Origin of the sequence: Bacillus thuringiensis (assembly GCF_001455345.1) — a bacterium.
Taxonomy (GTDB): Bacteria; Bacillota; Bacilli; order Bacillales; family Bacillaceae_G; genus Bacillus_A; species Bacillus_A thuringiensis_N.
The window spans coordinates 2,034,719-2,047,723 of the sequence record NZ_CP013274.1 but is presented as its reverse complement, the minus strand read 5'-3'; the positions used below and the strand labels follow the sequence as shown (position 1 = coordinate 2,047,723).

The following is a 13,005-nucleotide window of genomic DNA, read 5'->3' as shown; positions in this document are numbered from 1 at the left end:
TTCTAGTTATTTATTCTCACTATTGTAGATGAAAAATAGTAACTGTCCTTTCTTATGAAACGTTATTCTCTCAACATGTATTTATTCCTTTTCCTATTAAGCTCATTAAAAATTTCTCAATATATTTCTAGCTAAAAAAGCTGCGTATAAAAGGTCTATATCATAACCTTTTATACGCAGCTTCTTTATTATAAATCAATGATATACTCATCATCATATTTATCGTATTGGAGCCCTGATCCTATTTTTGATTCCGTAACTTGATCTCTTAAAAACGGTGCAGCTTCCATTTTGCTAGTTGCAATTTCAATTCCATATTTTTTCGTTAAATGGGCTAATTCTATTAAAAACCACTCTCTTCGTAATGTAACTGGAATATCAAATGTTCTTCTTTTCATATATAATAGCACCTCTTTTATTTTCATAGCTTAAAAATATCACTAACTTCCAATGAAACATTATAGTATATGCATGTCCATTTTAAACGTGCTATTACAAAAACAATATTTTAGTTTACATAAAATAATTATGTATTAGTAGAAAGAGGCTTGTCCTCCTCTTTCTACTCTAGAGATTTAAATTAAGAACATCTTGGTACACCTAAAGCTAAGAATAAACCTGCTACTCCCGCAGTAATCGGTACTTTCAAAGTAATTACATCATCTACCTTCGTTACTAAAAAGTAAGCATTACCTTCTTGTAATATACAAGTCACCAACAATTGGAATTCCATTCAAATCTCCTCCTTTCAATCGATATACTATAATTTATGAAATCTCTTTAAAAACGTAATAGGAAATACATCCAATTTTCCTTATATACGAATAAATGTTTGTTTGTATATTAAAAATATTAATTTTCTAAAATTATATAAATCGTGTAATATCCAATAAATTCCTATATAATCAATAGTGAAAATCTTACAAATGGAGGTATGAAAATGGTGATTTTGAGTAATATTGGTGCAGCTTTATTTTTTATAGCTTTTATTTTTTTAATTCTATGTATCATTTCATTCTTTAAGAAAACTGGAAAAGCAACACGATACGGTCGTCCTGCCGTTATTCTTTTTATGATTTCGATTGTATTAATAATAACTAGTGCTGAGACTTCTAATAACCCAATTGTTGAATTCTTTTCTATTTTAAGTTTTGTTTTATTTGTTTTCTTCCTCGTACTAGCAATCTTATCTGTAATTAAAAAGACAGGTGTAGCAAAAAAACAATTTATTATCACTGCTATTTTATTTGTCATTTTTGTTGCATTATTAAGTATTTCAGCTCCTTCTTCTGAAAAGACGACAGCCACTAGTAATAAAGTTGCATCTAACAATGTAGACCAAAAAGATAGCAACAAAAAAGAAGAAGCTACAAAGAAAGAAGCGGACGAAAAAACTCAAAAACAAGAAGATGAGAAACGTCAAGCCGAGGAACAAGCTCGGAAGCAAGAGGATGAAAAACGCCAAGCCGAAGAGCAATCTCGTAAACAACAAGAAGAGCAAAAACGTCTAGCCGAGGAACAAGCTCGTAAACAACAAGAAGAGCAAAAACGTCTGGCTGATGAACAAGCTCGTAAACAACAAGAAGAGCAAAAACGTCTGGCTGATGAACAAGCTCGTAAACAACAAGAAGAGCAAAAACGTCTGGCTGATGAACAAGCTCGTAAACAACAAGAGGAACAGAAAAAAGCACAGCAAGCTCAAACACAACCTGCTGCAGGTAACAATAGTAATGTAACTTACAAAAATTGTACTGAAGTTAAAAAGGCTGGGAAAGCTCCTATTTATAAAGGGCAACCTGGTTATGACTCTCACCTTGATCGTGATGGTGATGGGGTCGCATGTGAAAAATAGTAATAAAAAAAGAAGCTTCTAGTAAGCTTCTTTTTTATTATCAGAAACTATTACGACGAATTGCCCTCCCTCTTCCTTTTATAAAACTCATTTTATTATCCTCAAAACTGACACATAATAAGTGATTTCAATCACCGCATTGTTTTTCATTTATCGCTATTCTTAATTTAGATGTTACATTCAAACTTTATGGAGGCATTCATATGGAACATACCTTTACTGAAACTTCACTTGTTGGTGAGATTGTTACACAATTTCCGAAAGCTAGTGATTTTTTAAAATCATATAGAATTGATTTTTGTTGTGGTGGTAATAAACCACTTATTGATGCAATTCATGAAAGAAATTCATCAGCAACAGAAGTACTTACAGAGTTAAATACGCTTTATCATAATACGAAACGATTAATTGAATTGGAAAAATGCTTCTTATCGTGAATTGATTGATTATGTAATTAATAAGCATCATCGTTATTTAAATGGAGTGTTACCACAGTTAAGTCCTTATTTGACGAAAGTATTACGTGTTCATGGAGTAAATCAGCCGCATTTAGCTAAAATTCATAAGCTATTTCATAAACTTAAAATGGAATTAGAACAGCATTTAATTAAAGAAGAAACGGAAGATTTCCCATTAATTTTAGCATCCGAACAAAATCCAACTGATGAAAATTATACAAATATACAAGAAGACACACCAATAGCCTTTATCGAATGGGGTACAACTGGTAAACAGCGCGTTGTCACAGGTACACTTTCAACCTTGGAAGCAAAAAACTTTTAGTATTGATGATATTAAAAATGCTCATCTTATTTATGCAGCTACAAATCAACAGGCTGTAAATATGATGGTCAAACAGGCTGCCCATGATTTCCAATAGGTTAATGTTGTAAGTGATGGTACAGAATCATCGTTTCACACACATGGTGTCATACGACATGATGAATATGTCGTCACTATTTCAACTTCAGGTAAAGATCCATCGTTTACGAAGCGTTTGAAGCAAGAACTAACATCTATATTTCCTAAACTTATAAAAAAGCTTTCTCGTACTCACAAATAATAATCTATTCCTTAGCTAAAATAGTAATTGCCTTTAGGTGAACGTTCGTTCTTTTTGTTTTGGTTCCTTTTTTGAAATGCCACAAGTAATCTGCGAAGAAAATGAATGGTGTTGGCAACTTGTAAACAAGTGAATTTTATGACAAGTGCAACATTACGAGCACCTCGTTTAATTTAGTTTTTATATTGAGTATTCATTCAACCAAATTAGCGCTTGTTCATAATCATCAAAAAATTTTACAGATTCTTTCGTATTGGATTGTTGCAAATAATTCAGTATCTCCCCTTCTTCAAGAAGAAATGCAATTGCCTTACTGTGATTCAAAATAGTTTCATTGAAGAATTTATCTTTCCATACTTTTTGAACAGAAAAATGATTTGGTGTGTATCCTTTTCTATCTACCAATAATTTATATTTCCGCCCCTCAGAAATAAATTGCTGACAAGCCTGTTCAAAATCATTAAACCATTCATACACATCCTCTGTTTTAATTTGGCCAATTAGATGGGTAACAATCAAATCTCCTGAAACTATTGTGCTGATATTCTGTTTACTCAACTTTTAATCATCTCCCTTAGTAGCAATTATGCATAAAATTCTTACTTGACACTCCCACCCCACCGCTATCTACCTAAGCTCATGTAACGTCAATTATAAGCGAGATTGTGTCTTTTTTTCGCAAGTCTATATGTAGTTGCTTTAAAGATTTGCATACGAAATAATCCCTAATGAGTTTCCTTTTTTGAATTAAGTCGCTTGATTATCAGACATGGTACAAGTGGAAACAACCCCAATATATGAAAGACTGTTTTCTTCTCATATCGATGAGATTTCCGTCCATCATTTACCGCATCAAATCTATTCGTTTTTGCACGTATATTCAAAATAAAATATATGACAAATAAATAACGACAGTTACTGTAATAACGCTGAAAAGTGTTGAAAATAAAACGATTTGTGCATGTAATTCAGGCTCTATTTGATACTCCATAGCAATGGTTGATGTATTTCTTGAAGTAGGAAAAGAACTTGCAATAAATAATGATTGTGCAACAATACCATCAATGTTTAGTAGGCAGATTATGGAAAATGATAATAATGGTCCCATCAATAACCTTCCAATTAAAGCCCATGTTATGACTCGATGGAAAAAATTGAGCTTAATGTTGGATAATTGCGCTCCTAGCAATATGAGTGCTATTGCAACAAAACTATTCGCAAGCTGATTAAGAGGTAGAAAGATAGAATTAGGTATTTGAATTTTAAAAGATTGAAAGAGAACCCCTAATACGAGCGCATGAAATACAGGCAGTCTTAGAAAAGATTGAATAATACCTCCGATAGTTTTTGTTGCTGATAGTAAGTTATATATCCCATATGAATAGGTTAAAAGATTCTGGAAAATAACAATGAAAATCTGAATGGAAACCCCCACTGGATTGTGACTGAAAATCAATTGACTTACTGGTAATCCATAATTACCGGAATTCATTAACGAAATGCTATTTTTTAGAGCTGCACTTTCTCCTTTTTCTAACTTTAATGTTTTTGAAATGAAATGACTTACTATGATCAGACTCAGACTATAAAGCATTAAATAGTATATTATCTGGAGCAACAAATCTGTTTCTATACGAATATCATATATATTCACAAATACAGCCGCTGGCATCAAGCAATAAGTAATAAGTGTAGATAGCTGATTTAAGTTAAATTGGAACTTTCTTTGTAAGATTGCACCAATTAACATCAATATTAATATCGGTAATATTACGTCTAATATAATAAATACAAACATTTTCAACCTCATTCTAAATATATTTTAGTTGGGTTAAACGCTTTACTAAATATGGACCACATTTAATTCATCGGAAAACACACTTAGTTCTCAATAATAAGAAAACTAAAAAATCAATAATATGAAAATGCGCATCAAAAATTCTTATTTTATTTCCCTCCCTTCTCTTTTCTTTAACATATCAAATATAACTCATAAAGAAAATCATGGATTATTTATACAAATTCATAATTTTCTCTTATCGAACTAAACTGTATTCTTTAGTTTAAATGTACTATTTCACAATATCTATTAGCCTTACTAAAGAATCTGGTCCTAAAAAATATGAGGATTTTTCTTCCACTGCTTGAACAGAGTTTGATTGCATGCCCCAATAGTTCATATCAGCTTGCATGACAGCATCCACTTCTTTTACAGTAGTCATTTTATTATGATTCAAATAACTTTGTTTAATCGTGTACAAGCCAACATTTCGCACAGTTCAAGAGATTGTCAAAAATTCAGTAGAAAATAAGTTTGTGAGAAAATCTTTTTTCCATTGTGAAGTGTTATGGTCAATCGTGATTATTAGGAGAATGGTATTTTGAGATTCCGACTATTTTGCAAAAGAAAAAACGTAGGAGAAATTCCTGCGTTTTGCTTTATAAATCTATTAAAAAGAGTTTTGATATTATTTCAAAAATGACATAAAGAAAAGATGAGAAATTATATAAAACTACAAATCATTATTTACCATATTGCCCTTAGTTACGGAAACAATTATACTAGATGTAATCACAATAAATAATCTGAATATTCTCAGAATTTAAGATAAGAGCTTTACTACTCGCAAATAGAAGAATACATTCTATTTTTCACTAAATAGATTAGAAAACGATAATAACATTAGGAGGATTACGATGCACCAGCTTGATTCATTACATCCTATTATAGAAAAAATAATTAATAATATTGAAAAGTTAATGGTCGGAAAACGAAAAGAAACGATCTTAGCTTTGACAGCTCTCTTAGCTGAAGGTCATGTACTATTGGAAGATGTTCCTGGCGTTGGGAAAACAATGTTAGTACGTGCTCTTTCTAAATCTATTGATGCTGATTACAAGCGCATTCAATTCACACCTGATTTACTGCCCTCAGATGTAACAGGTGTTTCTATTTATAATCCGAAAGAGCTCCAATTTGAGTTCAAGCCTGGACCAATTATGGGGAATTTTATACTGGCTGATGAAATTAATCGTACATCTCCAAAAACACAGTCTGCCTTACTTGAAAGTATGGAAGAAGGCAATATTACAATAGATGGCAGGACAAGACCGTTACCAAAACCGTTCTTTGTAATGGCTACACAGAATCCAGTCGAATATGAGGGAACATATCCTTTACCAGAAGCACAGCTCGATCGTTTCTTATTGAAACTAAAAATGGGATATCCTACACAAGAAGAAGAATTTGAAATTTTAAACAGGATGGAAAAAACAAATCCCCTCTCCCATTTACAAGCTATTACAACAATAGAAGAATTACTTTATTTACAACAAAGCGTACGGGAAGTAAGCATGGACAAGGCAATCAAACATTACATTGTAAAGCTTGTTAGCCAGACTCGTTCTTATAGTTCTATACAACTAGGTGCAAGTCCACGTGGCTCGATTGCTTTAATGAAAGCTTCACAAGCTTATGCATTCATCCATGGCAGAAATTATGTTATTCCAGACGATGTTAAATTTTTAGCTCCTTACGTATTGGCTCACAGACTCATTCTAAAAATGGAGGCAAAATTTGAAGGAATTACAGGAGAACAAGTTATCACAAAAATCGTTGCACGAACTACCGTACCTACTCAAAGGAAGATGAACCTTTGATGAAACGAATACTACGATCAATCTATCATTTTACTAAGTTATCACTCATTTCGTTATGTTTAGTCTTAACATTTGTATACGCTATGCTTCAAGGAGGATTTGTAAGTTGGTTTTTGTTTTACAGTATGATCCCTATTGGCCTTTATTCACTACTACTTCCCTTCTATGCTTTACAGAACGCCGAAGTAAAACGAATAACAAATCAAGACGAATATGTAGCAGGAGAACCATTTTTAAGTACGATTACAATAAAAAGAAGTTTTCCTTTTCCCTTACTTTATTTAATTATAGAAGATGTGTTGCCATCACAATTTACAAATTGTAAACAAACGAAGATGAATAAAGTAATACTCTTTCCAGGATTGAAACGAAATATTTCGTTTCAATATGCAATTGACACAATCCCTAGAGGAGAGCACTCTTTTTCAAGCGTACGTGTCAAAACTGGCGATCTATTCGGTATGATGGAGAAAGAAATAACTTTCTCAGTTCCAGATACATTTTTAGTCTATCCTCAGTATGTAGATATAACGTATAGACAAATGGAAAATCATTTCGAACAAGGAGCACTTTCAGCAAATATAAATGTAGTAAAAGACTCTACCATTTCTGTCGGTGTGAGAGACTATAAACCTGGTGACCGCTTTTCATGGATTGATTGGAAAGCAACAGCACGAACAAACAACATTATGACGAAAGAGTTTGAACAGCAGCGCAGCCATAATATTATGATATTCATGGACAGAACCCCATCCCCTTTATTCGAATCAGTCGTCACATTTACTGCCTCTATTATCAGATCTGTCTTGAAGCAAAATTCACCGGCGTCATTCGTATCTGTCGGAAAAGAACGAACTTTTTTCCCTTTAGACAATGGAGATAGTCAGTTACATCAAATCTTTTGTCATTTAGCGAAAGTACAAGCAGATAGTGTATTCCCGCTCTCCCGGAGTGTAGAAATGGAATTAAGAAAAATTTATGAGCCCGTCACGATTATACTCGTGACAAGCGATCTTTCTCCAGATATCCAAAAGGCAGCTGATTTTGCTGCTATTAAAAATAGAAAATTAATGGTGTTTGTCGTAAAAGAAAAAGAAAATCAACTCTCACATCGAGAACTCAGTATTCTAGAAACTCTACAAAAACGAAAAATATTTGTAAAAACGGTTTATGAAAACCGCTATACAAACGTATTTTTTGAGGTGAACAAATGATAACATTACAGACAAAAAAACAATGTGATATGAACAGATTTTTCATTCATGCATGCGCATTTCTACTTTTACTAGAATGGCTAAGGCCCCTTATAGGTATTACAAACGTAGGTAGATTAGATATTTTTGTAATATTTATAGGGATTTGCTTCACTCTCTCTTTTTTTCAAACAAAGTGGCAGATGCCAATAAAGGTCGTCACGATTTTATTCATCATCCATCTCCTATATTATAAAAATGCTTTTATAAATCCATCTTGGCTAACGAAATTTTTCACTGATATTTCTCGAAATTCCTCCTTGTTATTTCAGGGAAATTTACTAGATATCTCTCCAGTTTTTCCAACACTTTTATTTTTTTTATCATTTTGGTTTTTGAGTGCTTTCATTTCTTTTTGGATGATTCATAAAAAACGTGGGTTGTTATTTCTTATATTGACTATTATTTATATCACCGTTTTTCATAACTTACATTTATATGATGCAAACTTCGCTATTATTCGTACTGTTGTCATCGGCTTTTTTATGCTTAGTCTTCTTCGCATAGAACGAATAAAAGAGATGGAACACTTACAAAATTATGCTAGAGAAATCTCAAAATTACTTAGACCTCTTACAGTGTTTATTGTATTGTCAGCAACAATCGCATACTTCGCTCCAAAATTTGGTCCCCAATGGCCCAACCCAATGGATTTTTTAAAATTCAACACATCCGAAGCAAGTAAACAGCAAGAAGTTTCTAAAATTGGGTATGGCTTAGATGACTCGAGATTAGGTGGTCCTTTTAAGGCTGATCCTACAATTGTTTTCACAGCACAAACGCAAAACAAACAATATTGGAGGGTCGAAACGAAAGATTTTTATACCGGAAAAGGATGGGAGGTTTCTGAAAATCAAAAAAAGATTTCTTTTAAAAATAAAAACGACGTCTTGAGCTGGTACGAACAAAATACAAAAACGGAGACAACAGGGGCAACAATCAACATGCAAAAAAGTTATCCTCACCTTACCTATCCAGCAGGGTTAATATCAGTTGAGGCTTCTTCAGATGCATCATACAGCGTTGATCCATTTTCTGAAAAAATCTATACGATGGACGGAGACTCCTCCACTACTTTACATTCATATAAAGTAACGTATGAGGTCCCCGAGTTTTCCATAGAAAAATTGAAAGCTGTAAACATGAATGAAGGCCAAGAAACAAATCCTTACTTCATGACAAAGTACACGCAACTTCCCGAATCATTACCGCAGCGAGTAAAAGACTTAGCTGCTAATCTAACAAATGATAAAGACAACCGATATGAGAAAGTATTAGCTATTGAAAACTACTTTACCGACCATTCTTTCGTATATGAAACAACGAATGTGTTGTTCCCTGCCAAAAACCAAGATTATGTAGATCAATTTCTTTTTGATACAAAAAGCGGCTACTGTAATAATTTCTCGACATCTATGATTGTGTTACTTCGTTCTGCCGGGATTCCTGCTCGCTGGGTAAAAGGTTATACGGAAGGAACTCTTGATAATACACTTGCCTCTGCAGAAGGTGAGGATGTTTATAAAATCGCGAACGATAACGCACACTCTTGGGTCGAAGTATACTTCCCTGGATACGGATGGATTCCATTCGAACCAACAAAAGGATTTACGAATCCCTATAATTTCACAAATAATACTCCTGCTCCTACTATACAAAATAGCGAAGAAACTAATTCTCAAAACGCGCAAATGCACCAAAGAAACAATGAAGCAAAGCTCAAAAGTTTAATAGAAGATACAGAAGAAGCTCCTACTAAAAAGATTACAAATGCTAAAAATGGATTTTCTTGGTGGTACGTATTCCTCTCTTCGATACTAATTAGTATTATAGGATACACTCTCTTCGCTACTAGAATGAAATGGATTACATTTTTTATCATTCTTTTCTATAAATACCGAAAAGATGATGCTGTTTATAGCAAAGCTTACGGTGCACTTTTAAAACAATTTACTCGAGTCGGTATACGACGAAGTGAAAGTCAAACATTCCGAGAATATGCTCTCCACATCGACACACTTTACAACTCGAATGATATGCAACAGTTTACTTTCAGTTATGAGAACGCTATGTATCAAAAGGGACAGGCCGCAGCAGAATGGAAGAAATCCGTACACTTATGGGAAATTCTTATGAAAAAAGCAGCCTCTCCCCCTAAATCAAATGACTTCCATTCAGCGATTTAATCTTGATAATGTGAGTTAAAAGAAAAAGCCTCAAAGAACAACATTGTTTTTTGAGGCTTTTTTAATAAATTGAAACTTCTAGTTATTTCCCAAGTACCTTCTCAATCTCAACCTCTAAATCCACCGGCTTCGTTTGCGGCGCAAAACGCCCTACTACTTTCCCGTCTTTTCCGATTAGAAACTTAGTAAAGTTCCATTTCACTGCTTTCATACCGAGTAAACCTGGTGCTTGTTCTGTCATGTATGTATAAAGCGGATGTGCCTTATCACCTTTCACATCAATCTTTGCAAACATCGGGAAATTCACACCATAGTTTAGCTCACAAAAACTAGTAATATCTGCTTCTGTACCTGGTTCTTGTCCTCCAAATTGGTTACAAGGGAAACCTAGTATTTCAAGTCCTCGGTCTTTATATTTATCATATACTTCTTGTAATCCTTTATATTGCGGTGTAAACCCGCATTTACTAGCTACATTTACAATAAGAAGTGCTTTTCCTTCGTAATCTTTTAACGCTTTATCTTCTCCTGTTATCGTTTTAGCTGAAAAATCATAAACTGTCATTATCCTTGCCCCTCTCTTCACTATCATTCTATGCTTATACTATACTACATTCGTGAATATACAGCTCTTATTACGTATTTCTCTCTATAAATGAAAGCGCTTCATTATTATTCAAAAATTCGACACAATATACTAGACTTTTATGATGGAAAGATTTACAATTGAATTGTGAACAAAATGTGACAGTTTATATTCTATTATTATAGAAAAGGATGGTGTTCATTATGAAAACTGCACAACATGAAACGATTTCAAATCGCGAGTTTTATTTCGTACTATATATGATGTTATTGTATGTTATTGGCTGGGTAATCGATGTAAATGGTTTATTCTTAAGCTCCTACTTTAATTTAGCAGGAGAGATTATGCTTCCATTAGTTGGCGGCATTGTTGGATTGTTCGTTATGTCTATTAATAAACAGCAAACGAAATAATAGTATTACAAAAGGCAGAAGACGAGATTTCGTTTTCTGCCTTTTGTATTTTTAGCATATAATAGTTACATACCGTATATAAGGAGTGGTAAAGATGAAAAAAATAGAGCAATTATCTTCTCACCTATATCTTATTGATGATTTCGATCTACAACATAATGAACGAACAGGTACGTACGTTTTATTAGGTGACAATATTACTTTAATTGAAACTTGTGCAGCCCCTTCTCTTCCGTATATTTTAGACGGCTTACAACAATTACATATTGATTTAAATGATGTTAAAAACATTATCGTTACACATGTTCATTTAGATCACGCTGGCGCAGCTGGACTAATGATGGAAAAGTGTCCAAACGCTACTTTATATGTACATTCTCGCGGTGCTCGTCATATGATTGATCCAACAAAACTCATTTTAGGTGCAAAAGCTGTGTACAAAGAAGATTTCGATAAACTTTTCGATCCAATTCTTCCTATAGAAGAAGAACGCGTTCATATTGTACAACACGGTGATACATTAAAAATTGCAGAAAACCGTACACTTACATTTTACGATACACCTGGGCATGCTAAGCACCATATTAGCATTCACGATTCATTAACAAACGGCATTTTTACTGGCGATACAATTGGAATTTATTATAGAGAACTTGCCGACCTTGGTGTAGAACTATATTTACCATCAACATCCCCTTCACAATTCCAGCCAGATGCGATGATTGCTTCTAAAAATCACATTCAAAGTATGAATGTAGATACTATTTATTTCGGTCATTACGGTGCATCATCCAATGTTACAGCAGTATATAACCAGCTTGAACATTGGCTACCTATTTTCGTTCATACTGGTAAAGAGGTCTTTGAACAGTATAATGATTTCGACGAGGCTACTAAAGCATTACAAACTGTGTTAATGGAAAAAATCTCTTCTCATCTTACAATGTTAAACGTTCCATCAGATCATTCCGTTTATAACATTTTACATCTAGATATAGAAATTAGCGCGATGGGCATTATTGATTATTTCACGAAGCAAGTAAAAGCAAACTCCACTATTAACTAACAGTAAAAGAAGAGATATACAACAGTAGTTATTGTATATCTCTTCTTTTTGTGAATATATTTTAAGTAAAGGATGGTGGGTTGCAATGCAAAAAGTGATGCTATACCTCTGCTTTACATTATTTATCGTCTTATTATTATTTGTCGGAGTAAAAATTCAATTTTATTTAGATACAGATGCGCAGGTGAATTTTAACGTTTATCCAAGATTATTCTACTTTACACTCTTCCCTCTTATAGTTGGCATTTTATTACGATTCCTTCAATCCATTAATCGCGAAACAAGTAAACAAAACTGGCGCTTTCAACCGGATAAATTTATTATGATTACTGTGCCTACGCTATTCATTTCCTTTTCTCCAGCTCTACTCTTTTCACCAATTGGTTCATACCTACCTTATTTAGCTAATATTATTCTTATAAATACAACTTTTGTTACGATAATAAGTTTAATAGCTGGCTATTCCCTTTTAGATTGTTTTATACAAAAAGATACTGCAAATATGAAAAAATATAATTGATGACCAATACTTAAATGTCATTGGTTCCGGCGGTTTATTTTTAAATGCAATATTACTTGTAAAAGTCGCTATACATGAGGAAAGGAAATATATGTTAAACTAAAGAAAATCACATACTAAGTCAAATTACATTTCAATCAAGGGAGAATTACTATGTATAGATTTTTTGGATTCTCGTGTCTAATGTTTCTCGCAAGTATATGTTCTTTCTTTATTCTAAGAGGACCTAATGCAAATCTAACTTTAATTATTACGATTCTAGCAATACTTTCATTACTCGGTATTCTTTTTGCAATCGCATCAAAGAATTGGTTATTCGGAATAGTTGGTACGGCATTAAATGGCTTAATATTAGTAGTTGTATACTTCCTATTGCTAGCAAAAGGAATAGGTGGTTAATATGTTT

The 13,005-nt window shown here is 33.1% G+C and carries 14 protein-coding genes and 3 pseudogenes; 10 read left to right on the top strand and 7 right to left on the bottom strand.

Features of this window, described 5'->3' with window-relative positions; all coding sequences use genetic code 11:
• Positions 1-188: 188 nt before the first annotated feature.
• Together ATN06_RS10800 and exsG are read right to left on the bottom strand one after the other, a co-directional pair.
• Positions 189-398, bottom strand: coding sequence for a hypothetical protein (locus ATN06_RS10800; RefSeq protein ID WP_046959276.1), 210 nt, complete (start codon positions 396-398; stop codon positions 189-191).
• A 182-nt stretch (positions 399-580) separates the two neighbouring features.
• Positions 581-733 (bottom strand): exosporium protein ExsG, encoded by a 153-nt coding sequence (exsG, locus tag ATN06_RS10795; protein ID WP_000395679.1) that lies wholly within the window; start codon positions 731-733, stop codon positions 581-583.
• A gap of 207 nt (positions 734-940) precedes the next feature.
• On the opposite strand from exsG, the gene ATN06_RS10790 reads away from it, so the two are divergent.
• The 3 genes and pseudogenes from ATN06_RS10790 to ATN06_RS10780 all read left to right on the top strand — a co-directional run.
• A complete protein-coding gene (locus tag ATN06_RS10790) occupies positions 941-1,852 on the top strand; it encodes an excalibur calcium-binding domain-containing protein (protein WP_060630627.1) in 912 nt (303 codons plus the stop codon).
• A gap of 203 nt (positions 1,853-2,055) precedes the next feature.
• Positions 2,056-2,542, top strand: a pseudogene (locus ATN06_RS10785) (DUF542 domain-containing protein); the annotation flags it as partial.
• A 70-nt stretch (positions 2,543-2,612) separates the two neighbouring features.
• A pseudogene (locus ATN06_RS10780) lies at positions 2,613-2,915 on the top strand (NAD(P)-dependent oxidoreductase); the annotation flags it as partial.
• Positions 2,916-3,095: 180 nt separating this feature from the next.
• On the opposite strand, the gene ATN06_RS10775 reads toward ATN06_RS10780, so the two are convergent.
• The 4 genes and pseudogenes from ATN06_RS10775 to ATN06_RS28260 all read right to left on the bottom strand — a co-directional run bounded on the left by ATN06_RS10775 (position 3,096) and on the right by ATN06_RS28260 (position 5,176).
• On the bottom strand, positions 3,096-3,473 hold the full coding sequence (locus ATN06_RS10775) for an STAS/SEC14 domain-containing protein (protein WP_060630626.1): 378 nt from the start codon (positions 3,471-3,473) through the stop codon (positions 3,096-3,098).
• Between the two features lie 189 nt (positions 3,474-3,662).
• A pseudogene (locus ATN06_RS29800) lies at positions 3,663-3,823 on the bottom strand (IS4 family transposase); the annotation flags it as partial.
• Positions 3,796-4,713, bottom strand: coding sequence for an AEC family transporter (locus tag ATN06_RS10770; protein ID WP_060630625.1), 918 nt, complete (start codon positions 4,711-4,713; stop codon positions 3,796-3,798). The pseudogene ATN06_RS29800 and the gene ATN06_RS10770, both read right to left, overlap by 28 nt.
• 274 nt (positions 4,714-4,987) lie before the next feature.
• Positions 4,988-5,176, bottom strand: coding sequence for a hypothetical protein (locus ATN06_RS28260; protein WP_335338643.1), 189 nt, complete (start codon positions 5,174-5,176; stop codon positions 4,988-4,990).
• A gap of 436 nt (positions 5,177-5,612) precedes the next feature.
• Here ATN06_RS28260 and ATN06_RS10765 point away from each other — a divergent pair, with 436 nt between their 5' ends.
• Genes ATN06_RS10765 through ATN06_RS10755 form a run of 3 tightly spaced genes read left to right on the top strand, consistent with a single transcriptional unit; the run spans position 5,613 to position 10,014 of the window.
• The gene (locus ATN06_RS10765; protein ID WP_060630624.1) at positions 5,613-6,575 is read left to right on the top strand and encodes an AAA family ATPase; all 963 of its coding nucleotides are present in this window, start codon (positions 5,613-5,615) and stop codon (positions 6,573-6,575) included.
• Positions 6,575-7,789, top strand: a complete 1,215-nt coding sequence (locus ATN06_RS10760; protein ID WP_060630623.1) for a DUF58 domain-containing protein — start codon at positions 6,575-6,577, stop codon at positions 7,787-7,789. Before ATN06_RS10765 ends, ATN06_RS10760 begins: the two co-directional genes overlap by 1 nt.
• Positions 7,786-10,014 carry a transglutaminase TgpA family protein gene (locus tag ATN06_RS10755; protein ID WP_060630622.1) on the top strand — a complete coding sequence of 743 codons (2,229 nt, stop codon included), beginning with the start codon at positions 7,786-7,788 and terminating at the stop codon, positions 10,012-10,014. The genes ATN06_RS10760 and ATN06_RS10755 overlap by 4 nt, the downstream gene beginning before the upstream one ends.
• Before the next feature lie 82 nt (positions 10,015-10,096).
• Here ATN06_RS10755 and bsaA read toward each other — a convergent pair whose 3' ends face one another.
• Complete coding sequence (bsaA, locus tag ATN06_RS10750) at positions 10,097-10,579, bottom strand: glutathione peroxidase (protein WP_060630621.1); 483 nt, start codon at positions 10,577-10,579, stop codon at positions 10,097-10,099.
• A gap of 224 nt (positions 10,580-10,803) precedes the next feature.
• Between bsaA and ATN06_RS10745 the strand changes: the two genes are divergently transcribed.
• The 4 genes from ATN06_RS10745 (at position 10,804) to ATN06_RS10730 (ending at position 12,998) form a co-directional block, all read left to right on the top strand.
• Positions 10,804-11,013 carry a DUF3925 family protein gene (locus ATN06_RS10745; RefSeq protein WP_060630620.1) on the top strand — a complete coding sequence of 70 codons (210 nt, stop codon included), beginning with the start codon at positions 10,804-10,806 and terminating at the stop codon, positions 11,011-11,013.
• A 94-nt stretch (positions 11,014-11,107) separates the two neighbouring features.
• Positions 11,108-12,079, top strand: a complete 972-nt coding sequence (locus ATN06_RS10740) for an MBL fold metallo-hydrolase (RefSeq protein WP_060630619.1) — start codon at positions 11,108-11,110, stop codon at positions 12,077-12,079.
• 85 nt (positions 12,080-12,164) lie between these two features.
• Positions 12,165-12,599 carry a hypothetical protein gene (locus tag ATN06_RS10735; RefSeq protein WP_060630618.1) on the top strand — a complete coding sequence of 145 codons (435 nt, stop codon included), beginning with the start codon at positions 12,165-12,167 and terminating at the stop codon, positions 12,597-12,599.
• Between the two features lie 153 nt (positions 12,600-12,752).
• Positions 12,753-12,998: a hypothetical protein gene (locus ATN06_RS10730; RefSeq protein WP_060630617.1), complete on the top strand. Its 246-nt coding sequence runs from the start codon at positions 12,753-12,755 to the stop codon at positions 12,996-12,998.
• The last annotated feature ends 7 nt before the right edge of the window (positions 12,999-13,005 follow it).